Annotated in this window: 22 protein-coding genes; 13 read left to right on the top strand and 9 right to left on the bottom strand. The window is 64.3% G+C overall.

The genetic code is table 11. The features are described from left to right. Positions 1 to 132 precede the first annotated feature (132 nt). Positions 133 to 1,596, top strand: coding sequence for an AMP nucleosidase (gene amn, locus ACF8R4_RS21475; RefSeq protein ID WP_060498500.1), 1,464 nt, complete (start codon positions 133 to 135; stop codon positions 1,594 to 1,596). A gap of 6 nt (positions 1,597 to 1,602) precedes the next feature. Beyond that, positions 1,603 to 2,235 carry a pseudouridine synthase gene (locus ACF8R4_RS21470; RefSeq protein ID WP_060498499.1) on the top strand — a complete coding sequence of 211 codons (633 nt, stop codon included), beginning with the start codon at positions 1,603 to 1,605 and terminating at the stop codon, positions 2,233 to 2,235. A gap of 51 nt (positions 2,236 to 2,286) precedes the next feature. On the opposite strand, the gene ACF8R4_RS21465 is transcribed toward ACF8R4_RS21470, so the two are convergent. Continuing rightward, complete coding sequence (locus ACF8R4_RS21465) at positions 2,287 to 2,490, bottom strand: DUF2788 domain-containing protein (protein ID WP_003249787.1); 204 nt, start codon at positions 2,488 to 2,490, stop codon at positions 2,287 to 2,289. A 53-nt stretch (positions 2,491 to 2,543) separates the two neighbouring features. Continuing rightward, positions 2,544 to 3,020, bottom strand: coding sequence for an Lrp/AsnC family transcriptional regulator (locus tag ACF8R4_RS21460; protein WP_016712159.1), 477 nt, complete (start codon positions 3,018 to 3,020; stop codon positions 2,544 to 2,546). Between the two features lie 395 nt (positions 3,021 to 3,415). On the opposite strand from ACF8R4_RS21460, the gene ACF8R4_RS21455 reads away from it, so the two are divergent. Then, positions 3,416 to 4,246 (top strand): DUF6515 family protein, encoded by an 831-nt coding sequence (locus tag ACF8R4_RS21455; RefSeq protein WP_060498497.1) that lies wholly within the window; start codon positions 3,416 to 3,418, stop codon positions 4,244 to 4,246. Between the two features lie 3 nt (positions 4,247 to 4,249). On the opposite strand, the gene ACF8R4_RS21450 is transcribed toward ACF8R4_RS21455, so the two are convergent. Both ACF8R4_RS21450 and ACF8R4_RS21445 read right to left on the bottom strand, forming a co-directional pair. Continuing rightward, entirely contained in the window at positions 4,250 to 5,119 is an 870-nt protein-coding gene (locus ACF8R4_RS21450) for a cation diffusion facilitator family transporter (protein ID WP_060498496.1), read from the bottom strand. A gap of 24 nt (positions 5,120 to 5,143) precedes the next feature. Continuing rightward, on the bottom strand, positions 5,144 to 5,563 hold the full coding sequence (locus ACF8R4_RS21445) for a hypothetical protein (protein WP_016712156.1): 420 nt from the start codon (positions 5,561 to 5,563) through the stop codon (positions 5,144 to 5,146). A 117-nt stretch (positions 5,564 to 5,680) separates the two neighbouring features. Between ACF8R4_RS21445 and hrpB the strand changes: the two genes are divergently transcribed. Beyond that, complete coding sequence (gene hrpB / locus ACF8R4_RS21440) at positions 5,681 to 8,209, top strand: ATP-dependent helicase HrpB (protein WP_392493415.1); 2,529 nt, start codon at positions 5,681 to 5,683, stop codon at positions 8,207 to 8,209. Between the two features lie 18 nt (positions 8,210 to 8,227). On the opposite strand, the gene ACF8R4_RS21435 is transcribed toward hrpB, so the two are convergent. Then, a complete protein-coding gene (locus ACF8R4_RS21435) occupies positions 8,228 to 8,884 on the bottom strand; it encodes a YciC family protein (RefSeq protein ID WP_156867666.1) in 657 nt (218 codons plus the stop codon). A 165-nt stretch (positions 8,885 to 9,049) separates the two neighbouring features. Between ACF8R4_RS21435 and ACF8R4_RS21430 the strand changes: the two genes are divergently transcribed. From ACF8R4_RS21430 to ACF8R4_RS21410, 5 genes are all read left to right on the top strand, one after another. Further along, complete coding sequence (locus ACF8R4_RS21430) at positions 9,050 to 9,811, top strand: DUF2076 domain-containing protein (RefSeq protein WP_060498492.1); 762 nt, start codon at positions 9,050 to 9,052, stop codon at positions 9,809 to 9,811. Between the two features lie 65 nt (positions 9,812 to 9,876). Continuing rightward, the gene (locus tag ACF8R4_RS21425) at positions 9,877 to 10,368 is read left to right on the top strand and encodes an NYN domain-containing protein (protein ID WP_156867665.1); all 492 of its coding nucleotides are present in this window, start codon (positions 9,877 to 9,879) and stop codon (positions 10,366 to 10,368) included. A 9-nt stretch (positions 10,369 to 10,377) separates the two neighbouring features. Beyond that, the gene (locus tag ACF8R4_RS21420) at positions 10,378 to 10,983 is read left to right on the top strand and encodes a PolC-type DNA polymerase III (RefSeq protein ID WP_060498491.1); all 606 of its coding nucleotides are present in this window, start codon (positions 10,378 to 10,380) and stop codon (positions 10,981 to 10,983) included. 197 nt (positions 10,984 to 11,180) lie between these two features. Then, a complete protein-coding gene (gene yedA / locus ACF8R4_RS21415) occupies positions 11,181 to 12,101 on the top strand; it encodes a drug/metabolite exporter YedA (protein WP_392493413.1) in 921 nt (306 codons plus the stop codon). A gap of 55 nt (positions 12,102 to 12,156) precedes the next feature. Further along, complete coding sequence (locus ACF8R4_RS21410; protein ID WP_060498489.1) at positions 12,157 to 13,488, top strand: DEAD/DEAH box helicase; 1,332 nt, start codon at positions 12,157 to 12,159, stop codon at positions 13,486 to 13,488. 35 nt (positions 13,489 to 13,523) lie between these two features. On the opposite strand, the gene ACF8R4_RS21405 is transcribed toward ACF8R4_RS21410, so the two are convergent. From ACF8R4_RS21405 to ACF8R4_RS21395, 3 genes are all read right to left on the bottom strand, one after another. Beyond that, on the bottom strand, positions 13,524 to 14,765 hold the full coding sequence (locus ACF8R4_RS21405; RefSeq protein WP_392493412.1) for a TIGR03862 family flavoprotein: 1,242 nt from the start codon (positions 14,763 to 14,765) through the stop codon (positions 13,524 to 13,526). Positions 14,766 to 14,913: 148 nt separating this feature from the next. Beyond that, complete coding sequence (locus ACF8R4_RS21400) at positions 14,914 to 15,828, bottom strand: histone deacetylase (protein WP_060498487.1); 915 nt, start codon at positions 15,826 to 15,828, stop codon at positions 14,914 to 14,916. A 195-nt stretch (positions 15,829 to 16,023) separates the two neighbouring features. Continuing rightward, positions 16,024 to 16,710 (bottom strand): histidine phosphatase family protein, encoded by a 687-nt coding sequence (locus tag ACF8R4_RS21395; protein WP_060498486.1) that lies wholly within the window; start codon positions 16,708 to 16,710, stop codon positions 16,024 to 16,026. A gap of 180 nt (positions 16,711 to 16,890) precedes the next feature. On the opposite strand from ACF8R4_RS21395, the gene ACF8R4_RS21390 reads away from it, so the two are divergent. From ACF8R4_RS21390 to ACF8R4_RS21375, 4 genes are all read left to right on the top strand, one after another. Next, positions 16,891 to 17,460, top strand: a complete 570-nt coding sequence (locus ACF8R4_RS21390; RefSeq protein WP_019097494.1) for a GNAT family N-acetyltransferase — start codon at positions 16,891 to 16,893, stop codon at positions 17,458 to 17,460. A 97-nt stretch (positions 17,461 to 17,557) separates the two neighbouring features. After that, on the top strand, positions 17,558 to 18,427 hold the full coding sequence (gene tesB, locus ACF8R4_RS21385) for an acyl-CoA thioesterase II (RefSeq protein WP_016712127.1): 870 nt from the start codon (positions 17,558 to 17,560) through the stop codon (positions 18,425 to 18,427). Then, entirely contained in the window at positions 18,424 to 19,014 is a 591-nt protein-coding gene (locus ACF8R4_RS21380) for an HAD family hydrolase (protein ID WP_156867661.1), read from the top strand. Before tesB ends, ACF8R4_RS21380 begins: the two co-directional genes overlap by 4 nt. A gap of 163 nt (positions 19,015 to 19,177) precedes the next feature. Continuing rightward, positions 19,178 to 20,188, top strand: a complete 1,011-nt coding sequence (locus tag ACF8R4_RS21375) for an NAD(P)-dependent alcohol dehydrogenase (RefSeq protein WP_060498483.1) — start codon at positions 19,178 to 19,180, stop codon at positions 20,186 to 20,188. Between the two features lie 40 nt (positions 20,189 to 20,228). Here ACF8R4_RS21375 and ACF8R4_RS21370 read toward each other — a convergent pair whose 3' ends face one another. After that, positions 20,229 to 20,930 (bottom strand): FadR/GntR family transcriptional regulator, encoded by a 702-nt coding sequence (locus ACF8R4_RS21370; protein ID WP_019097491.1) that lies wholly within the window; start codon positions 20,928 to 20,930, stop codon positions 20,229 to 20,231. Positions 20,931 to 20,970: the final 40 nt, after the last annotated feature.

Here is a 20,970-nt window from a genome sequence, read left to right as displayed (position 1 = left end):
TGATCTCAGGGTTGCGAATATCGTGTGGGAGTGGGCGTGCCCGCGAAGAAGCCAACACCGATCAATGGGGATGTATTTACCCAAGAAGGCAGGCAAGATGGTTCACATGCATGTCCAGACAGGAAGCACAGTGTGAGCCACGCTTTTGTAGTCGTTGATACACCCGAACAGGCCGTCGACCGTCTGGCGGCCTTGCATGAACAGGCCACCGGCGCCCTGAGCCAGGCCCTCAAGCGTTACCTGAAGGACCGTACCGAGCCAGGCGCCGATGAGCGCGACCTGTTCCGCTACCCGGCACTGCGCCTGACCTACCACAGCCACGGCGAAGTGGCCGCCACCACGCGGGCCTACGCCAAGGTCCAGGTGGCCGGCACCTACAGCGTTACCGTCACCCAGCCAGCCGCGTTCCGTAGCTACCTGCTGGAGCAACTGCGCCCATTGATGCACGACTACACCGTCACGGTAGAGGTCGGCGTCAGCGAGCAGAACATCCCTTACCCCTACGTGGTCGACCAGGGCGACGAGCTGGCCGGTAGCGGTATTACCGCCGCGCAACTGGCGCGTGTGTTCCCCAGCACCGACCTTTCGGCCGCCACCGACAACATCGCCGATGGCCTGTACGATTGGGACCGTGCCGAAATTTTCCCGCTGGCGCTGTTCGATGCCGCCCGCGTCGACTTCTCGCTGCGCCGCCTGGTGCACTACACCGGCAGCGACTGGCGCCATGTGCAGCCATGGATCCTGTTGACCAACTACCACCGCTATGTCGACCAGTTCATCAGCCATGGCCTGGAGCAGCTGCGTGACGACCCGCGTTTCGTGCGCATGGTGCTACCGGGCAATGTGGTGATCGAAAAGGGCATGGACCACGGTGAAACCCAGGCGCTGGTGGCCAGCGTGATCTGGCACCGCTACCAGATGCCGGCCTACCACCTGATTGCCGCCGATGGCGACGGCATCACCCTGGTCAACATCGGTGTCGGCCCGTCCAACGCCAAGAACATCACCGACCACCTGGCCGTGCTGCGCCCACACTGCTGGCTGATGATCGGCCACTGCGGCGGCCTGCGGCAGTCGCAAACCATCGGCGACTATGTGCTGGCGCACGCCTACATGCGCCGTGACGGCATTCTCGACCGGGTGGTACCGCCGAACATCCCGATCCCGGCCCTGGCCGAAGTGCAACTGGCCTTGCAGGAAGCCGCAGCCCAGGTCACCGGCGAGCGTGGCGAGCAGTTGAAGAAGCGCCTGCGCACCGGCACCGTGCTGACCTACGACGACCGCAACTGGGAGTTGCGCTGGGCTCAGGAACGCCCGCTCATCAACCTGTCGCGTGCCGTAGCCGTGGACATGGAAAGCGGTACCATCGCCGCCCAGGGTTATCGTTTGCGCGTGCCTTACGGCACCCTGCTGTGTGTGTCTGACAAGCCGCTGCACAGCGAGATCAAGCTACCGGGTTCGGCCAACGCCTTTTACAACCGGGCGGTCAGCCAGCACCTGAAGATCGGCATCGCCGCGCTCGACTTGCTGCGCACCGAGCTCAACTCGCTGCACTCGCGTAAACTGCGCAGCTTCGATGAGCCGCCGTTCCGCTGAGGATCCATGTCACTGCCACCCCGTAACAAGCCGCGCCGCCCCCAGGCGCGGCCTGCCACCGGCCCACGTCGCCAGCCCAAGGCGCCACCCGCCGAGCCGCGTCTGATCCTGTTCAACAAACCGTTCGACGTGCTGACCCAGTTCAGCGACGGCGACGGGCGGGCGACGCTCAAGGACTTCATCGACATCCCGGGCGTGTACCCGGCCGGGCGACTGGACCGTGACAGTGAAGGCTTGCTGTTGCTCACCAACGATGGCGGGCTGCAGGCGCGCATTGCCGACCCCAAGCACAAGCTGGCCAAAACGTACTGGGTGCAGGTGGAGGGTGAACCGAGCGACGAGCAGTTGCAGCGCTTGCGTGATGGTGTGGAGTTGAACGATGGGCCTACCTTGCCCGCCGAGGCACGGCGGCTGGACGAACCCGAGCTGTGGCCGCGCAACCCGCCGGTACGGTTTCGCAAGAGCGTGCCGACCAGCTGGCTGGAGCTGGTGATCCGCGAAGGGCGTAACCGCCAGGTGCGGCGGATGACGGCGGCGGTGGGGCTGCCGACCTTGCGCCTGGTGCGGGTGCGGATCGGGGATTGGGCGCTGGATGGGCTGGAGCAGGGCTGCTGGCGCGAAGTCCCCGCCAAGCTTTAGTTTCGTTCAAGGGCCTATTCGCGGGCGTGCCCGCGAATGGCCCTGAAGTTTCTACACGCCTTCGAGAAACCCCACCACCACGCTTTTGATGATAAAGGCCAACACCCCCAGCCCCAGCACGAAGAACAGGATCAACGTACCGAACTTGCCGGCCTTGGACTTTTTGGCCAGGTCCCAGACGATGAAACCCATGAAACCGATCAGCACGGTGACCAGGATGATCATCATCCATTCTTCGAATACGGCGGGATCCATCGGTGTTCTCCAGGCAGTCTGAGCAGCCGATTATACGCCGGCTGCCATGGCAATTAACGCAGGTGGGTCAATGGCATCTCGGTACTGGCCAGCACCTGGTTGAGCACGAAACTCGAACGCACGCTGGTAACGCCTTCGATACGTGTCAGGCTGCCTAGAAGCAGTTTCTGGTAGTGGTCCATGTCGGGTACCACCACCTTAAGCTGATAGTCGGCATCCATGCCGGTGACCAGGCTGCATTCGAGCACTTGTGGCAGGTTGCGGATGGCTGCCTCGAAGGTCTCGAAGCGCTCCGGGGTGTGACGGTCCATGCCGATCAGCACGTACGCGGTCAGGCTCAGGCCCAGCTTTTTGCGGTCGAGCAGGGCTACCTGGCGGGAGATATAGCCGTCGTCCTCCAATTGCTTGACCCGACGCGAGCATGGCGAAGGCGACAGGCCGATGCGTTCGGCCAGCTCCTGGTTGGAAATGCGCGCATCGCGCTGCAATTCGGCGAGGATGCTCAGGTCGTAGCGGTCAAGTTTGCTCATGGCATTTGCCTTTTCTGTTCGTATTGCGGCGAATTATCAATCCAGGGTGAAAAATTGCGCAAGTGCTATTTATCCGAGCAATCTTCGCAATCCTCTGCCGCAACCTGTCCGGTATCTTTATCACCAGAATCACTGCCCGGACATCAGTCCACGGCGACGCGCCCTAGGCGGGCGGTCGCGGCCAGCCATCCAACAGGATCTGCAGGCCCCCGGGCTACACACCCTCCAGAAGACGGTGTGAGGTGAGCCGGCGCCACAAGTGCCGAGCACGGACGACAATTCCTGAAGGGAGGCCCTGCGGCCTCCCTTTTTTCATGTCTGGAAATTTAATTGGCCTGCGTGACGGGCGCGGTAGACTGGCTGTGGTTGCAGTATTTTCTACCGAGAGGAATACCATGAAGTCGCGCATCTGGCAGTCGGCAGGTGTTGGTTTGCTGGGTTTGAGCATCAGCCTCGGGGCACTGGCCGAAGGGCCGGGCGAGGGGCATGGCGAGCGCGGCCAGCAGGTGCAAGGCGAGGGCTGGCCTGGCCGCCCGCTCAACTCGCGCGATGAAGTGCGCCAGACCCAGCCGCCGCGCCAGGGTTATTACCAGGACATTCCCCATCGCCATGGCGACGACCACCACTGGCAAGCCGGTGGCCCACGGCCCGGTGGTGACTGGCAGGGGCGCCCGGATGGCCATGGCAATGGCTGGGGGCCTGGGCCCCAGTATCGTCCGGGCCACACCATTGATCATTTCCCCGACCGTTACTGGAAAGTACCCTACCGTGGCGCGGATTACTTCTATTCCGGTGGCTACTGGTACCGCCCACACGGTGGCAGTTACATCGTAGTGGCCCCGCCCTACGGCGTACGGGTCAGTTACCTGCCTTCCTATGCGCGTGAGGTCTGGCTGGGAGGGGCGCTGTTCTTCCTGGTGGCCGATACCTATTACCAGTACCTGGCGGACAGCCAGGAGTATGTGGTGGTCAACCCGCCCGTTGCTGCACCGGCGCCTATGCCGGTAGCACCGTCAAACGGCGGGTATGACGTGGTGGCTTACCCGATGTATGGGCAGGGGCAACAACAGCAGGACCAGGACCGCTACCAGTGCCATCGCTGGGCGGTGAGCCAGTCTGGCTTCGACCCCGCGACGGCGACGTATGCACAACCTGCCAATGTGCTGGACAACTACCGACGGGCGCTGGGGGCTTGCTTCAGCGGGCGAGGCTACAGCATCAACTGATCGCTATACCGGGTCTGCATGCACCATCACATCCGCCTGTGGATAACGCTGGCGGATGACCTTTGATGCCTCAACGCACAACCCGTGCGCCTCATGCAGCGGCAACTGCCCCGGCAGCTCCAGGTGCAACTGCACGAACCACTGGTTGCCCGATACCCGCGTGCGCAAGTCGTGCACGCCTTTCACGCCGGGAATGGCCAGTACCAGGGCGGCCATGCCTTCACCAACATCGCCGGGCAGTTCCTTGTCCATCAGGATCGCCGTACTTTCGCGGGCAATCTGCAGCGCGCTCCAGAGGATGTAGCAGGCTATGCCAAGGCCGAACAGCGCATCCAGTTGCGGCCAGCCAAAACGCGCCAGCAACAGGGCCAACAGGATGCTGCCGTTCAGCAGCAGGTCCGAGCGGTAGTGCAGGGAGTCGGCCCGCACGGCGGTGGAGCCGGTCAGGCGAATGACCTTGCGCTGCAAGGCCAGCAGGGCAAGGGTCAGCGCCAGTGACAGCAGCATCACGGCAATACCGATACCGGTACCGCCCAAGGGTTGCGGTGTGTGCAGGCGTTCGGCTGCCTGCACGCCGATCAGCACTGCACTGACGGCGATGAACAGCGCCTGCGCCATGCCTGCCAGCGCTTCGGCCTTGCCATGGCCAAAACGGTGGTCGTCGTCGGCCGGTCGCAGGGCGTAATGGACGGCCAGCAGGTTGAGAAACGAGGCAACGGCATCCAGTGCCGAGTCGGTCAGCCCGGCCAGCAGGCTAACCGAGCCGCTCAGCCACCAGGCCAGCGCCTTGCTCAGTACAAGGATGCTGGCCACCGTCAGTGATGCGCGGGTGGCCAGGCGTAGCAGGCGCTGGTGTTCAGCCGGGGTGATCATCCGTGGTCAATGTCCGTGTGGGTTTCAGGCTGCCGGCACCAGGCCAAGGCTGGCCAGTTGCTCGACGCTGCCGCGGTGCTGGATCAGCCTTGGGTCGTTCAGCGGCAGGCGTTGGCCCAGCTCGCTTTCAAGAATGGCCTGCAGCTTCAGGTTGTCGACCTTGCCGTCGGGGCTGACGGCTTCTTGCAGCTTGGCCGGGTCGACCTGGGCGGTGCGGCCACCCGGGTAGTAGATGGCGCCCGTGGCGAAGTCGATGCCGAAGGCGATCAGGCCCGGGATCACGTAGAACAGGATGCCAATGGCGTCCATTGCGGCAACCACAGGGTCGATCTTGCCGCCGATCTGGCCGCGCCGGTCTGGATAGAAAATGGTGCCGCAGGCCGTCAGTTGGGTCAGCAGGGTGGCGATGAGGGCGCCACCGATGACGCGGGTCGAGATGCGCATGTAAATCTCCGAGAAGGTATTCAGCAGGGCAAGCGAAGCGCCTGCGCCTGAAGCTTAAGACCATGATAGAGCAGGCTGGGTTCGCCGTTATACTCCCGAGACTGTTCGAGGACCACCATGATTTCATTACCGATCGATGCCGTCTTGCCCGCCTTGCGCCAAGCCTTGGGAAAACGTGACGAAGCCGTGCTCGAAGCCCCCCCCGGCGCCGGCAAGACCACCCGCGTGCCGCTGGCGTTGCTGAACGAGCCGTGGCTGGCCGGGCAAACCATTCTCATGCTGGAGCCCCGGCGCCTGGCGGCGCGTGCGGCCGCCGAGCGGCTGGCCAGCGAACTGGGCGAGCAGGTGGGCCAGACCGTGGGCTACCGCATTCGCCTGGACAGCAAGGTTGGGCCGAACACCCGCATTGAAGTGGTAACCGAAGGTATCCTCACCCGTCGCTTACAGGCAGACCCGGCGCTGGAAGGCGTGGGCTTGCTGATCTTTGACGAATTTCATGAACGCAGCCTGGACGCCGATCTGGCCCTGGCGTTGAGCCTGAATGGCCGCGAGTTGCTGCGTGACGACCCGCCGCTTAAGATTCTGCTGATGTCCGCCACCCTGGAAGGCGAGCGCCTGTCGCGGTTGCTAGACGATGCCCCGGTGGTCAGCAGTGAGGGCCGCATGCATCCAGTGGATATCTGCTGGGGGCGGCCTTTCCAGCCGGGCGAGTTCATCGAGCCACGGGTGGTGGACAGCGTGCTGCAGGCGCTGGCCGACCAAACCGGCAGTGTGCTGGTGTTTCTGCCGGGCCAGGCGGAAATCCGGCGTGTGCACCAGAGCTTGCAGGAGGCACTGGGCGAGCGCCCCGAGATTTTGTTGTGCCCGCTACATGGCGAACTCGACCTCAACGCCCAGCGCGCCGCCATCGACCCGGCGCCTAAAGGCCTGCGCAAGGTGGTGCTGGCCACTAACATCGCCGAGACCAGCCTGACCATCGACGGTGTGCGTGTGGTGATCGACGCCGGCCTGGCCCGGGTGCCACGCTTCGACCCCGGCAGTGGCATGACCCGTCTGGACACCCAGCGCATCTCCCGTGCCAGTGCCACCCAGCGCGCCGGCCGTGCCGGCCGTCTGGAGCCGGGCGTGTGTTACCGCCTGTGGTCCGAGGCCCAGCATGACCAGCTGGCGGCATATGGTAGCGCCGAGATCCTCCAGGCCGACCTAGCTGGGCTGGCCCTGCAACTGGCGCGCTGGGGGGTTGCACCTGACCAGCTGAGTTGGCTCGATCAACCGCCCAATGCGGCGTTTTCCCAGGCCCAGGACCTGCTGGCGCGGCTGGGGGCATTCAAACCGGGCAGCCGCGACAACCTCAGCGACCACGGCCAGGCCATGGCAGAACTGCCGGCCCACCCCCGTATCGCCCATTTGTTGCTGCGTGGCCAGTACCTGGGTTTGGCCACCATGGCTTGTGATGTGGCGGCGTTGCTTGGCGAGCGGGATATCCAGCGCGGCGGCGGTGCCGACCTGCACAGTCGGCTGGCCCTGGTCAGCGGCGAGAGCAAGGCCAGCCGTGGCGGCCAGGGTGGCGTGCAGCGCGCCCGACAGTTGGCACGCCAATACCGTGGCCTGTTGCGCGGCAAGGCCGGGGCCGCCGTTGCCGACCCCGATCATCCGCGTTGGCTTGGCGCCTTGCTGGCGCTGGCCTATCCCGACCGGGTGGCGCAGCAGCGCCGTGAAGGGGGCGCCGAGTATCGCCTGGCCAATGGCCGCGCAGCCTTGTTCGGCGAGGTCGATGCGTTAATGAAAAGCCCATGGCTGGGGATCGCCGATCTGGGCAGCCGTCAAGGCCAGCGCGAAGAACGTATCTACCTGGCGGCAGAATTCGACCCGACATTGCTTGATGACGTGCTGGCCGAACAGGTAGAGCGGGTTGATCTGCTTGATTGGGATGAGCGTGAGCAAGTGCTGCGTGCCGAGCGCCAGACCAAAGTCGGGGAGCTGATACTTAGCCGAGAGCCGTTGACTGGCTTGAGTGACGAAGCGCGCGCCAAGGCACTGCTTGGCCTGGTACGGCGCAAAGGCCTGAACCTGCTGACCTGGACTCCGGAGCTGCGCCAGTGGCAGGCGCGGGTGGCACTGCTACGCCAGCTGGACCTGGACAAGGACGGGCAAAGCGAATGGCCCGATCTGGGTGACGAAGCATTGCTCGCCAGCCTGGAAGACTGGTTGCAGCCCTATCTGGGCAAGGTATCGCGCCTCAGTCACTTTGCCGCGCTGGACTTGCCGTCGCTACTGCGCAACCTGTTGCCCTGGCCATTGCCGCAACGTCTGGAAGAACAGGCCCCAGCTCACCTGGCGGTGCCATCGGGCTCGAATATCCGCCTGGACTACAGCGAATACCCGCCGATTCTCGCTGTGCGCCTGCAAGAGTTGTTCGGCCTTGCCGACACCCCGCGCATCGCCAATGGCCGGCAACAGGTCAAGCTTCACCTGTTGTCACCGGCGCGTCGGCCGGTGCAGGTAACCCAAGACCTGGCCAACTTCTGGCGTACGACCTATGCCGAGGTTAAAAAGGATTTGAAGGGGCGCTATCCGAAACACTATTGGCCGGACGACCCGCTGGTGGCCGAAGCCACGGCGCGGGCCAAGCCGCGGGGTACCTGATCAGGCTGGGCCGGGGCATCACGCCCCGGCTTCCCCCTCCAGCAGCATGAACAGGCGGTAGAGCACCACAGTGCTGAACAGCTGCAGGAAGCCGCTGAGGCTATCCATGCCCAGCTCCATGCCGGGTGATGGCTCGGGGAAGGCCATCAGCAGCAGCCCGTCGATCAGCCAGATCGGGGCCAGCACCGCCACCACGCAGATCATGATGCGCATGAAGTGCCCGGTGGTCATGGCTGCGCTTTCGCGCATCGCCTGCACCACTGGGCGGCCGCGCAGCACCAGCAGGTACTCGGCAAACACCAGGTTGATCATGATCCACACGCCCGGGAAGATGAACAGCGCAAGGCCGGCCATGATCAGCAGCGAGCTGATGAGTATCAGCAAGGCCAACTGGGGCCACAGCTGCAAGGCGCGGGCGAACAGGTCGCGCTTGCCGATGTCCTGACCATTGCTGCGGGTGTGCAGGTAAAGGATCAATGCGGCGCTGTACAGCGGGTAGAACAGCAGGCTCACCAGCATGCCGTAGGCCGGTGATGCCTGGTCGCCCATCTGCCGGTACAGCAGCTGGGTGAGCAGGGCTTCCAGTACCACCAGCGGCAGGCACAGCTGGAGGATGTTCGGCAGGTGGCGGCGGAAGAAGTACAGGGAGTCGCGCAGAACGCTCAGCGGATTCATCAGTCAACATCGCATGGCAATAAAACAGGGGCGTAACTTTAGCCCAAAGCGGGCGTGCGGCTGTCACTTGCTGAAAAAAGTTTCACCGCGACAGTGATTGAATCCTGTGGCCGTACGCCCCATCTTTGACGCTGTCCGATGTCCCGCTACCCCACGAGGTCGCCCATGAACACTGAAGAACAATCCCTGATCGACGGCCTGTTCGGCCGCATCAAGCAAGCTGAAGACCCAAGCCAGCCGCGTGACGCGCAGGCCCAGGCGTGCATCGAGCAACACCTGCGCCAGCAGCCGGCGGCGCCGTACTACATGGCCCAGGCCATCCTGGTGCAGGAGGCGGCAATCAAGCGCCTCGACGAGCAGAACAAGCAGCTGGAAGCCGAACTGAAGCAGGCCCGTGCCCAGGCTGAGGCTGCACAGGCCAGCAGCAGTGCACAGAGCACTGGCGGTGGTGGCTTCCTGTCCAGCATCTTTGGCTCGGGTGGGCGCAATGCGGCTCCTGTCGCGCAGCCACAACAACGCCCTTCGGCGCCCCCCGTAGCATCCGGCGGTGGCTGGCGTGAGCCTTCGGCGCCGGGCTTTTCCCAGCCTCAAGCGCAGCAGCCTGGCTTTGGTGCGGCACCGGCGCGCAGTGGTGCCAGCAGCTTCCTTGGCGGCGCCATGCAAACGGCGGCCGGTGTGGCCGGTGGCGTGTTGCTGGCGCAGGGTATCAGCAGCCTGTTCAACCACAACTCGCAGCCGGAAGAGGTGGTCGAGGTGATCAAGGAAGAGCCGACACCGGCCAGTGACAGCGGCGGCTGGAACGACCAGGGCGGGCAGCAGCACGTGGCTGACAACGGGGGTTGGGGGAATGACCAGGGCGGTTATGCCGACACCGATTACGGCAGCGATGATGGCGGGTTCTTCTCGGACGACGATTCGTACGTCTGACAGGTCTGGCATACTGCTGGCATTTATGGGGGCTGCTTTGCAGCCCTCTGTATTCCAGGCCGACCATGAGGTTCAAGGTGAAAAAGATCGCGCTGTTCGCCGATGTGCAGAACCTCTACTACACCGTGCGCCAGGCTCACGGCTGCCATTTCAACTACACCGCGTTATGGGCTGACGTCAGCCGTGAAGGCCAGATCGTCGAAGCCGTGGCCTATGCCATCGACCGTGGCGACAGCAAGCAACAGCAGTTCCAGCAGATCTTGCGCAACCTCGGTTTCGATGTGCGCCTCAAACCCTTCATTCAGCGCAGCGATGGCTCGGCCAAGGGTGACTGGGATGTGGGTATCACCCTGGATGTGATCGATGCAGCCAGCCGGGTCGACCAGGTGGTGCTGGCCTCCGGCGATGGTGATTTCGACCTGCTGCTGGAGCGGGTGATCCAGCGCCACGGTACCGAGGCCGTGGTGTATGGCGTGCCTGGGCTTACCGCCTTGTCATTGATCCGCGCGGCCACCCGTTACGTGCCCATTGAAGGTAAGCTGTTGCTCAAACATTGAGGCCCTTTAATGGAACGTATTGCTGTCATCGACTTTGAAACTACCGGCATCACCCCCAGCGCAGGCTGCCGCGCCACTGAAGTGGCTGTGGTGATGCTGGAGGACGGGCGCATCGTCGAGCGCTACCAGAGCCTGATGAACGCCGGTGTACCGGTACCAGCTTTCGTTGCCGGGTTGACTGGCATCACCACCGCCATGCTGCGCAGCGCGCCGCCGGTGGACAGGGTGATGAACGAAGTGGCCGAGTTTGTCGGCGATACCCCGTTGCTGGCACACAACGCGGCGTTCGACCAGAAGTTCTGGGACTACGAACTGAGCCGCATCGGCCGTAGCCGCCGCCAGTCGTTCGCCTGCTCCCTGCTGTTGTCGCGGCGCCTGCTGCCAATGGCGCCGAACCACAAGCTGGGCACCCTGACCCGCTGGGCCGGGTTGCCGGACACCGGTACCGCGCACCGGGCCATGGCCGATGCCGAGATGGCGGCCAACCTGTTGCAACACCTGGCCGGTGAACTGCGTCAGGCCCATGGTATCCAGCAACTTTCACACGACTTCCTGTGCCGCTTGCAGAAAGTGCCCGCTGCGAAGATCCGCGAAACCCTCGCCAGATACCGGTGAAAACTGGCCCGAAACAAACGTAGGAGCGAGCGCAGCTCGCGATGCGCCGCGCGGGCGGCGCTCGATTGGCGAGGCGCCCCATACCCCAAGCCGAACGCACCAGAAGTGTGCCGCTCATTTGCACACATTCTGTAACGTAACTCCATGCAGGCTGGCCGTTAAACTGACTCACCCGTAAACGGATTTCGAGTTTTCCCATGCCTGCCGCCCGTCGTTTCCCGTTGTTGCTCATTGGTGCTTTCCTGGCCTTGTACCTGGTCTGGGGGTCTACCTACCTGTTCATTCGAATTGGTGTGGAGAGCTGGCCACCGATGTTCATGGCCGGGGTGCGCTTTCTGATTGCCGGTGGCCTGCTGTACGGGTTCTTGCGCTGGCGCGGTGTGCCGGCGCCTACCTGGCCGCAGTGGCGAGCGGCAGGGGCGATCGGTTTTCTGCTGCTCAGTTGTGGCAACGGCGGCGTGACGGTGGCCGAGCATGCCGGCGTGGCATCGGGCGTGGCGGCACTGGCGGTGGCGACAGTACCTTTGTTCACCTTGCTGTTTGGCCTGCTGTTCGGGCACCGCAACTCGAAGCTGGAGTGGGCAGGCATTGCCCTGGGGCTGGTGGGTATCGGCCTGCTGAACCTGGGCTCCAACTTGCAGGCAAGCCCGATTGGTGCGGCACTGATCATTTTTGCCGCGGCGTCGTGGGCATTCGGCTCGGTGTGGAGCAAGACCTTGCCGTTGCCCCAAGGGCAGATGGCCAGTGCTGCGGAAATGCTGGTGGGCGGTGCGGTGCTGTTGCTGGGCAGCGTGGTGTCGGGTGAGCGCATGACGCAGATGCCGACCGCAGCCGGTTGGGGGGCGTTGGCCTACCTGGTGTTCTTCGGCTCGATCCTGGCGTTCAGTGCCTACATGTACCTGCTCAAGCATGTGCGCCCGGCTGCCGCCACCAGCTATGCCTACGTCAACCCGGCAGTGGCGGTGCTGCTGGGCATTGTCTTTGCCGGTGAACAGATTGGTGCCGAAGAGTGCGTGGCCATGGCAGTGATCATCGGTGCGGTGGTGCTGATCGGCCTGCCACAGTGGCGCAAGGCGCCCCAGCCCCCTCAGCCGTTGAAAGGCGAAATCTGCAAGTAGGCAGGGGCGATGCGGTAAACTTGCCGCCTTCGCTGAACCCCCTGACGGTATTGCCATGAATTTCGCCAAACTCGGCCTGATCGAACCGCTGCTGCGCACGCTGCAGCAACTGGACTACACCACCCCGACCCCGGTGCAGGCCAAGGCCATCCCTGCCGTGCTGGCTGGCCGCGACCTGATGGCCGCCGCCCAGACCGGCACCGGCAAGACTGCGGGCTTTGCCTTGCCTGTGCTGCAGCGCCTGGCCCTGGAGGGTGAGAAAGTGGCCAGCAACTCGATCCGTGCGCTCGTGCTGGTGCCCACCCGCGAGTTGGCCGAGCAGGTGCATAACAACGTGCGCGAATACGCCGAGAACCTGCCGCTGAGCACTTACGCCGTGTACGGCGGGGTCAGCATCAACCCGCAGATGATGCGCCTGCGCCGTGGCGTGGACCTGCTGGTGGCCACCCCGGGCCGCTTGCTCGACCTGTTCCGGCAGAACGCGGTGAAGTTCAACCAGGTACAAACCCTGGTACTGGACGAGGCCGACCGCATGCTCGACCTGGGCTTTGCCGAAGAACTGCAATCGGTGTACGCCGCGCTGCCACGCAAGCGCCAGACGTTGCTGTTTTCCGCCACCTTTTCCGACCAGATCCGCATGCTGGCGGGGCTGGCGCTGAATGACCCGCTCAGCATCGAAGTGAGCCCGCGCAATGCCACGGCCGCCAGCGTCAAGCAGTGGCTGGTGCCTGTGGATAAAAAACGCAAGGTCGACCTGTTCTGCCACCTGCTGCGCAAACAGCGCTGGAAGCAGGTGCTGGTGTTCGCCAAAACCCGCAACGGCGTTGACCAGCTGGTAGAGCGCTTGCTGGCCGAGGGTGTGAATGCCGATGGTATCCACGGTGACCGGCCGCAAGCCACCCGCCAGCGCGCGCTGGACAGCTTCAAGGCCCGCGAGATTCAGGTGCTGGTGGCAACCGACGTGGCGGCCCGTGGTCTGGATATCGATGACCTGCCGCTGGTGGTCAACCTGGACCTGCCGATCGTGGCCGAGGACTACGTGCACCGCATCGGCCGTACCGGGCGAGCCGGCAACAAGGGCGAGGCGATTTCGCTGGTGTGTGCGGATGAAGTGCAACTGCTGGCGGCCATCGAAGTGCTGACTCGCCAGACGCTGCCGCGCCATGAAGAACCGGACTTCATCCCCGATCACCGGGTGCCGATGACCGATGCCACGGGCCAGGTGATCAAGAAGCCGAAGAAGCCCAAGAAGCCGAAAGAGAACAGCGCCAAGCGTGGGCTGGGGCGCTGGATGGACAGCACTGAAGCGGGTAATGCGGAGCCGGCGGTGAAGGCAGTGCGCAAGGTGCCGAGCTTCAATGGTGGGCCGCGTAAGCGTAAGCCTTGAGATTTTTGGGGCCGCTATGCGGCCCCGACAATCTTTCAGGAAATCCGCGTAACCCAATCCGCCGCTGCCCGCCCTGCACGCAGCCCGCTGGCAAAGCACGCCGTCAGCAAATACCCCCCGGTCGGCGCCTCCCAGTCCAGCATCTCGCCGGCACAGAACACCCCCGGCATGCCCTTGACCATCAACCCCTTATCCAGCCCCTCGAAGCGCACCCCGCCCGCACTGCTGATCGCTTCATCCAGCGGCCGTGTACGCACCAGCGTGATCGGCAATGCCTTGATCGCCCGGGCCAGCGCCTGCGGGTCGGCAAAGGTCGCCTGATCGGTCAGCTCGCGCAGCAGCGCAGCCTTCACTCCATCAATGCCCAACTGGCTGTGCAAGTGTTTGGCCATGGAGCGCGAGCCGCGTGGTTTGACCAGTGCCTGGGCAATCTTGTCCACAGGCTTGTCCGGTAGCAGGTCGAGCAACAGCACCCCTCGGCCACTGCGGTTGATGGCTTCGCGCACCGGCGCCGACCAGGCATACACCAGGCTGCCTTCCACCCCTTGTGCGGTGAGGACGAACTCGCCCTTGCGCGGTGCGCTGCCCGGAACGCTGAGGGCGATGTTCTTCAGCGGTGCGCCCGCGAACTTGTCCTTGAGCAGTGCGCTCCAGCCCTCAACTTCAAAACCGCAGTTGCTTGGCTGCAAAGGTGAGATATCCACAGCTCGTTCGGCCAGCAGCGGTTGCCAGCTGCCGTCGGAGCCCAATCGCGCCCAGCTACCACCGCCCAGCGCCAGCACCACGACCGCAGCTTTCACCGCACGCTCGCCCTGTGGATAAGCAATCCGCAAGGCGCCATCGGCGTTCCAGCCCAGCCAGCGGTGGCGGGTGTGGATAACTACCCCGGCGTCGCGCAGGCGCTTGAGCCAGGCGCGCAGCAATGGCGCGGCTTTCATGTCGGTGGGGAATACCCGGCCCGAGGTGCCGACGAAGGTCTCGATGCCCAAACCGTGAATCCACTGGCGCAAGGCGTCGGCATCGAAGTCGCGCAGCAGCGCATCGATTTCGCCCTGACGTCCGGCATAGCGTGAAACGAAGGCCGGGTAGGGCTCGGAGTGGGTGATGTTCATGCCGCCAACACCCGCCAGCAGGAACTTGCGGCCCACGGACGGCATGGCATCGAACACCTCGACCGCCAGGCCCGCGTGGGCCAGTGCTTCTGCGGCCATCAGGCCGGCAGGGCCGCCACCGATGACGACAGCGAGGGGAGAAGGGGCGGGGTTGAGTTCGGGCATGGTGGGCAGCAGGCTGTGGAAAAGAGGCGCATTCTAGCGCAGCGCTGCCCATGGAAGCACTGGTCAAAAATTAATCAGTGTTCTGCAGGCCTTGCCGGCAAAGGGCTACAGCGCCTTTCCCGCAGGTTATCCACAAGCGGTTCCACAGTCATTGTGAACAACCGATGACCCGTGCAGCGCTGTGGTGAAGAATGCCGTGGCGCCTGGCCAAGGCCTCGCGGTCTTTGCTGTAGCCGCCGCCGATCACACCCACCACCGGGATATCGCGGCCCAGGCAATGGCGCAGCACTGCTTCGTCACGGGCAGCAACGCCAGCGTCGGTCAGTTGCAGGTAACCCAGCGCGTCGTCCTTGTGCACATCGACGCCAGCGTCATACAGCACCAGGTCGGGTTGGTAGAGGGGCAGCAGGTAGTTGAGGGCGTCGTCCACCACCTCCAGGTAGGCCGCGTCGCCCATGCCGCGTGGCAGGGGGATGTCCCAATCGCTTTGTGCCTTGCGTGCCGGGAAGTTTTGTTCGCAATGCAGCGACACGGTGATGGCCTCGGGTGTGTCGTGCAGAATGCGTGCCGTGCCGTCGCCTTGGTGCACATCGCAGTCGAAGATCAGCACCCGGTGTACCCGGCCAGCCTCCAGCAGGTAGCGGCTGATCACGGCCAGGTCGTTGAAAATGCAGAAGCCGGCGGGGTGGTCGTAATGGGCGTGGTGGGTGCCGCCAGCGAGGTGGCAGGCAATGCCGTGCTGCAGCGCCATCTCGGCGGTCAGCAGCGAGCCACCTACCGCGCGTACGGTGCGCCGGGCCAGGGCTTCGCTCCAGGGCAGGCCGAGGCGGCGTTGGTCCTCGGGGGACAGTTCTCCGTTCATGTAGCGTTCGATGTAGCTGCGGTCGTGGGCCAGGGCGAGGATCTCGTTGGGGCAGATGTCCGGGCGCAGCAGGGCCTGATCAGTGGTCAGCCCGCTGTCGACCAGGTGGTCGTGCAGCAGGCGGAACTTGTCCATCGGGAAGCGGTGTTCGGCGGGGAACTCCGGGCTGTAGTCTTCGTGGTAGATCAGCGGCAGCGGCATGGGTGGGGTCGCAATCAGGGCCAGTGCTGATCTTGCCATGACGGGTGAGTGCTGTGGGAGCCCTTGGTTGTGGGGTGTCGCAGGCGCTTGTGGGAGCGGGCGCGCCCGCGAAGCAGGCACCGCGGTGCTTGGCACGGGCTGCGCCCGTGTTCGCGGGCATGCCCGCTCCCACAGGGACCGCGTCAGGGGCTTGAGCTATTTGGCGGCGCTGGCCAGCACCCGCTGCCAGTCGGGTTCGTTCAGGCGGCCCAGGATGCGTGCCTTTCCGTTGCCATCGACCGACACGAACAGGGCACTGACGTAGCCACTCTGACGCTCGCCACCGGTAACGTTCTGCTGGCGGGCGAAGTGGTCGATGCAGCCGTTGTGGGTCACCAGCACGAGGTTGTGGCCGGGGCGCTTGCGTGACAGTGCTTCACTGGCGAACTGTTTATCGCAACTTTCCAGCCAGTCCTCGCTGGCCACCGCCTGGCCGAGGATGAAGTGTGCGGTTTGCCGGGTGCGCAGTTTCGGGCTGCTGAGCATATCGGTGTTGTTCAGGCCTAGTTGGTGCAGCCCCTGGCCAACGCGGCCAGCGGCCTGGCTGCCGGCCACGGTGATGCCGGTGGGGTCGTCCAGGCAGGGGCCGGGCGCGCTGTCGCAGCGCTCGGCGTGGCGGATCATCACGATCACTGCGCCATCGGCCCAATCCTGCAGCAGGCCGCTGTCACTCAGTTGTTGCTCGTTGCCAAGGTCCACGATGTGCGTCCTCGTCGCCAGCCAGGTGGTCAACGCCGCCACGACCATGCACAGGCCAAGGGCGGCACCGAGGGCTTTGCGGGAGAGGCGTCGCTTGCGCCGGGCGTGGATGGCAGGGTGCCCCAGGGTATTGCTCGATAGCATGCGTTGCTCCATTTGGCATGGCCGCGACAGGCACGGCAGTGATGGCGGCATCCTGCCAAGCGCCCTGTTGGGAGGCAGTGAAGAGCATGTGAAAATTGCATTCGGTTGATGGTGGCTGGGTGAAACCTGCGCCCGCGCCTACGCTGTAAACTGCAACACGGCAAAACCGGAGCAGGCCTGATGACCCCCATTCTTGAACTGGAAAGCGCACGGCTGGTGCTGCGCCAATGGCATGACGACGACCTGCGCGAGTTCGCCGCGCTGTGTGCCGACCCCCAGGTAATGCGCTACTTCCCGGCGCCGCTGACACGCCTTGAAGCGGCTGCACTGATTGGCCGCGTGCGTGGGCACTTCAACGAGTACGGTTTTGGTTTATGGGCGCTGGAGCGCAAGGACAGCGGTGCGTTCATCGGCATGACCGGGTTGCTGCATGTCGGCTTCGATGCCGATTTTGCGCCGGCTGTGGAAATTGGCTGGCGCCTGGCACGGCGGCACTGGGGCCTGGGTTTCGCCAGCGAGGCGGCGTGGACCTGCCTGCGTTGTGCTTTCGCCCAATTGCGCCTGGAAGAGGTGGTGTCGTTCACTAGCGAGAGCAACCTGCCGTCGCAGAAGGTGATGCAGGCCATTGGCATGCAGCAGGACCTGAACGGCAGCTTCGAACACCCCCGCCTGCCCGAGGGCCACCCGCTGCGCCCGCATGTGCTGTACCGCATCGACCGCGCACACTGGGAAAAGACCCTGCGTGCCTGAATGCACGGCCATGCCCGGCGCGAATGACAAACCCTGTATCATTTGCCCTTATCAAAGAGCGCTGTAGAGACGTGTTGCCTTGCGAGGAGAACCCCCAATGAGTCATGTGTTGGACGACCTGGTCGACCTGTTGAGCCTCGAAGCCATCGAGGAGAACCTGTTCCGTGGACGTAGCCAGGACCTGGGCTTCCGCCAGCTGTACGGTGGGCAAGTGCTGGGCCAGTCCTTGTCGGCGGCCAGCCAGACGGTCGAGGACGCTCGCCATGTGCATTCGTTGCACGGCTACTTCCTGCGCCCGGGCGATGCCAGCCTGCCGGTGGTGTACTCGGTGGACCGCGTGCGAGATGGCGGCAGCTTCAGCACCCGTCGGGTGACGGCGATTCAGAAGGGCCAGACCATCTTCACTTGCAGCGCTTCGTTCCAGTACGACGAGGAAGGCTTCGAGCACCAGGCGCAGATGCCTGACGTAGTCGGCCCGGAAAACCTGCCCACCGAAGTGGAGCTGGCGCGCGCCATGGCCGACCAGTTGCCAGAGCGCATTCGCGACAAGGTGCTGTGCGCCAAGCCGATCGAAATTCGCCCGGTCACCGAGCGCGACCCGTTCAACCCCAAGCCTGGCGACCCGGTGAAGTACGCGTGGTTCCGCGCCGACGGCAACCTGCCCGACGTACCTGCCCTGCACAAATACATGCTGGCTTACGCCTCGGATTTTGGTCTACTGACCACTTCGCTGTTACCGCATGGCAAATCGGTGTGGCAGCGCGACATGCAGATCGCCAGCCTCGACCATTCGCTGTGGTTCCATGGCAACCTGCGTGCCGACGAGTGGCTGCTGTACGCCACCGACAGCCCGTGGGCCGGTAATTCCCGTGGTTTCTGCCGTGGCAGCATCTTCAACCAGGCCGGGCAACTGGTGGCATCGTCGAGCCAGGAAGGCCTGATTCGCCACCGTAAGGACTGGGCATGAGCCTGGGCGAGGTCCGCAACTGGGTGTTCGACATGGACGGCACCCTGACCGTGGCCGTGCATGACTTTGCCGCCATTCGCGTGGCGTTGGACATCCCAGCCGAGCACGACATCCTCACCCACCTGGCGGCCTTGCCGGCAGACGAAGCGGCAGCCAAGCATGCCTGGCTGCTGGAGCATGAGCGCGACCTGGCGCTTGCGTCCACAGCGGCTACCGGCGCGGTGGAGCTGGTGCGTGAGCTGGCCGAGCGTGGGTGCCGGCTGGGTATTCTCACCCGTAATGCACGTGAGCTGGCGCATGTGACGCTGGAGGCCATCGGCCTGGCGGACTGCTTCCCGGTGGAGCACATTCTGGGACGTGACGAGGCCTCACCCAAGCCGAGCCCGGATGGGTTGCTGAAGATTGCCAGTGCCTGGGGCGTGGCGCCGAGTGAACTGGTGATGGTGGGGGATTACCGGTTCGACCTGGACTGCGGGCGCGCGGCTGGGGCGCGGACTGTGCTGGTGAATTTGCCGGATAACCCATGGCCGGAACTGGTGGATTGGCATGCTGCCGATTGCCGGGCACTGAAGGTGATGCTGGGCTGACCGTTGTGTCGCCTGTACGGGCCCTTTCGCGGGCATGCCCGCTCCCACAGGTAGTGTGCAAGTTTCAGGTCCTGCGGCGTCACTGTGGTGCGGGCTTGCCCGCGAAAGGACCGGACCTGTCTATGCTGAACCCCACTCTTTCCCCTGATACGGAGACCCACCCATGACCAGCAAAGCCATCTACGTACAACCCGGCGGCGGCTACGACAAGGTCGAGGTCGGCACCCGCGAGGCTGCCGCGCCCCAGGCCGGCGAAATCACCGTGCGCTTGCACGCCAGCTCCCTCAACTACCACGACTTCGCTGTGGTCAGCGGCATGTGGGGCCCGAGCGAGCGGCGCATCCCCATGGCCGATGGCGCCGGCGAAGTGGTCGCGGTGGGGGCTGGTGTCACCGAGTTCCAGGTTGGCGACCACGTGGTCAGCACCTTTTTCCCCGACTGGCTCGACGGCCAGGCCAATGTCGAAGGCTTTGCCAGAGTGCCCGGCGACGGCATCGATGGTTATGCCCGAGAGCAGGTCACTGCCCGCGCTACCGCGTTCACCCTGGCACCCAAGGGCTTCAGCCACGCCGAGGCGGCTACGCTGACTACAGCCGGCCTTACCGCCTGGCGTGCGTTGATGAGCGATGACCACCTCAAGCCGGGCGACACGGTGCTGGTACAGGGCACGGGTGGCGTGTCGATCTTCGCGCTGCAGTTCGCCAAGCTGGCCGGCGCCACGGTAATCGCCACCTCTTCCAGCGATGCCAAGCTGGAGCGCCTCAAGGCCCTGGGGGCCGATCACCTTATCAATTACAAGAGCACCCCGGCCTGGGGTGAAAAAGTGCGCGAGCTGACCGGTAATCGCGGCGTCGATCATGTGATTGAAGTGGGCGGCCCGGCGACGTTGGAGCAGTCGATGATTGCTGCTCGCATTGGCGGGCATGTGTCGCTGATCGGCATCCTTACCGGCGTGGCGGGGCAGTTGCCGCTGGTACAGGCCCTGGTGCGGCAAATCCGCCTGCAAGGTGTGCTGGTGGGCAGCCGTGCGCAGCAACAGGCGATGGTGCGGGCAATCGATGCCAACGGGCTGCGGCCAGTGGTGGACAAGCACTTCGAGTTGGAGCAGATCGTCGAGGCGTTCCGTTACCAGGAAAGCAACCGGCATTTCGGCAAGATTTGCCTGACCTGGTGAGGTGATCCGGCCGGATGTAACGGCCGGGTGGGCACAACCTCTAATCCGGCAGCAACCGGTCACGGCTGTTGGACAGGTGCAGGCAGATCGCCGCCCGCGCTGCATCCGGGTCTTGCCGGCGGATGGCATTGAGCACGGCCTCATGCTCCAGGTTCGCCAGGTAGGCCTGCCGCGCCAGCTTCGCCCCGCCGCGTTCGGCCAGCGCCATGCGGTTGCGTGGGATCAGGCTGTTGCCCAGTTGCAGCAGCATCTCGGTGAAGTACAGGTTACCGGTGGCCTCGGCAATCAGCAGGTGGAAGCGCCGATCCGCCTCGATGCAGCTGTCACCGGCCGCCGCCAGGTCCTGGTAGTCATCCAGTGCCTGGCGCATGCGAGCCAGGTGCCCCTCGTCACGACGCAGTGCGGCCAGAGCAGCGGCCTGGCCTTCCAGGCCAATGCGCAGTTCCAACAGGTCGCGCACATTGGCTGCGCTCTCCGCGCCGATGCGCAGCCCCGCCTGTGGCTGGCGCTCCATCACGAAGGTACCGATACCGTGGCGCGGCTCCACCAGCCCCGAGGCCTGCAATTTCGACAAGGCTTCACGCACCACCGTGCGGCTGACGCCATGCTCGCGCACCAGGGTGTTCTCCGAGGGCAATTTGTCCCCAGGCCTGAAGGTGCCCAACAAAATTTGTTGGGTCAGGCTGGAGACCAAGTCATGGGCGCGGCTATGGCCGCGTTTGTGCGTGTGTTCGGGTTCCATGGTGTGAGCCACTTCTAGCTGTACTTGTACGACAAGTTAA

The organism is Pseudomonas sp. FYR_2, assembly GCF_043106425.1.
In the GTDB taxonomy this organism is placed as follows: domain Bacteria; phylum Pseudomonadota; class Gammaproteobacteria; order Pseudomonadales; family Pseudomonadaceae; genus Aquipseudomonas; species Aquipseudomonas monteilii.
The sequence above is the reverse complement of the archived record's forward strand: the minus strand, read 5'-3'. Positions and strand labels throughout refer to the sequence as shown.

Bases quoted from the DNA above. Each gene is read 5' to 3' on its own strand.
- ACF8R4_RS21470 (WP_060498499.1), top strand. From the start codon at position 1,603: ATGTCACTGCCACCCCGTAACAAGCCGCGCCGCCCCCAGGCGCGGCCT.
- ACF8R4_RS21465 (WP_003249787.1), bottom strand. From the start codon at position 2,490: ATGGATCCCGCCGTATTCGAAGAATGGATGATGATCATCCTGGTCACC.
- ACF8R4_RS21460 (WP_016712159.1), bottom strand. From the start codon at position 3,020: ATGAGCAAACTTGACCGCTACGACCTGAGCATCCTCGCCGAATTGCAG.
- ACF8R4_RS21455 (WP_060498497.1), top strand. From the start codon at position 3,416: ATGAAGTCGCGCATCTGGCAGTCGGCAGGTGTTGGTTTGCTGGGTTTG.
- ACF8R4_RS21450 (WP_060498496.1), bottom strand. From the start codon at position 5,119: ATGATCACCCCGGCTGAACACCAGCGCCTGCTACGCCTGGCCACCCGC.
- ACF8R4_RS21445 (WP_016712156.1), bottom strand. From the start codon at position 5,563: ATGCGCATCTCGACCCGCGTCATCGGTGGCGCCCTCATCGCCACCCTG.
- hrpB (WP_392493415.1), top strand. From the start codon at position 5,681: ATGATTTCATTACCGATCGATGCCGTCTTGCCCGCCTTGCGCCAAGCC.
- ACF8R4_RS21435 (WP_156867666.1), bottom strand. From the start codon at position 8,884: ATGAATCCGCTGAGCGTTCTGCGCGACTCCCTGTACTTCTTCCGCCGC.
- ACF8R4_RS21430 (WP_060498492.1), top strand. From the start codon at position 9,050: ATGAACACTGAAGAACAATCCCTGATCGACGGCCTGTTCGGCCGCATC.
- ACF8R4_RS21425 (WP_156867665.1), top strand. From the start codon at position 9,877: ATGAGGTTCAAGGTGAAAAAGATCGCGCTGTTCGCCGATGTGCAGAAC.
- ACF8R4_RS21420 (WP_060498491.1), top strand. From the start codon at position 10,378: ATGGAACGTATTGCTGTCATCGACTTTGAAACTACCGGCATCACCCCC.
- yedA (WP_392493413.1), top strand. From the start codon at position 11,181: ATGCCTGCCGCCCGTCGTTTCCCGTTGTTGCTCATTGGTGCTTTCCTG.
- ACF8R4_RS21410 (WP_060498489.1), top strand. From the start codon at position 12,157: ATGAATTTCGCCAAACTCGGCCTGATCGAACCGCTGCTGCGCACGCTG.
- ACF8R4_RS21405 (WP_392493412.1), bottom strand. From the start codon at position 14,765: ATGCCCGAACTCAACCCCGCCCCTTCTCCCCTCGCTGTCGTCATCGGT.
- ACF8R4_RS21400 (WP_060498487.1), bottom strand. From the start codon at position 15,828: ATGCCGCTGCCGCTGATCTACCACGAAGACTACAGCCCGGAGTTCCCC.
- ACF8R4_RS21395 (WP_060498486.1), bottom strand. From the start codon at position 16,710: ATGCTATCGAGCAATACCCTGGGGCACCCTGCCATCCACGCCCGGCGC.
- ACF8R4_RS21390 (WP_019097494.1), top strand. From the start codon at position 16,891: ATGACCCCCATTCTTGAACTGGAAAGCGCACGGCTGGTGCTGCGCCAA.
- tesB (WP_016712127.1), top strand. From the start codon at position 17,558: ATGAGTCATGTGTTGGACGACCTGGTCGACCTGTTGAGCCTCGAAGCC.
- ACF8R4_RS21380 (WP_156867661.1), top strand. From the start codon at position 18,424: ATGAGCCTGGGCGAGGTCCGCAACTGGGTGTTCGACATGGACGGCACC.
- ACF8R4_RS21375 (WP_060498483.1), top strand. From the start codon at position 19,178: ATGACCAGCAAAGCCATCTACGTACAACCCGGCGGCGGCTACGACAAG.
- ACF8R4_RS21370 (WP_019097491.1), bottom strand. From the start codon at position 20,930: ATGGAACCCGAACACACGCACAAACGCGGCCATAGCCGCGCCCATGAC.